1 protein-coding gene is annotated in these 438 nt (G+C 53.0%); it reads left to right on the top strand.

Going from position 1 to position 438, the window contains the following annotated elements:
- On the top strand, positions 1-438 hold a 438-nt coding region (locus tag ACTHTQ_RS11435; protein WP_440363983.1), incomplete at both ends, for a hypothetical protein.

Here is a 438-nt window from a genome sequence, read left to right as displayed (position 1 = left end):
GATATGCTAACCCCCTATTCTCAAGCAACCTAAAAACGCTTAACCACCCCCCCCAGCACCCCCCACCCCCCACCGCCACCACAACAAACCCCAACACCAATCCCGAACACAACCTCACAACATACACATCAAAAACAATAAGCCAGAAAATCGCACCAGCCACACAAGCGACAACCACCCCACAAACCAACACAAACAATACAACCGCCGCAGGCAAAGACCCGAACACAGCCAAAACCAACACACCAAACCCCAACACGCACAACAAAAACAGCAACCCAAAAACCCCTGACAGTCACCCTATCCCGGAAGAAGCGCACACCGCACGCTACGCAGCCCAAAAACAGACTCCCCACGGCCAACAGCTACAAACCCAAGCCGATAACAAACCCAGTCGAGCCGCCACCAATGTCGATAACCAGCATTTTGTCGCCTTTG

This window comes from Neisseria sp. P0020.S003, assembly GCF_051957095.1.
In the GTDB taxonomy this organism is placed as follows: Bacteria; Pseudomonadota; Gammaproteobacteria; order Burkholderiales; family Neisseriaceae; genus Neisseria; species Neisseria subflava.
This window is presented reverse-complemented; position numbering and strand designations above follow the sequence as displayed.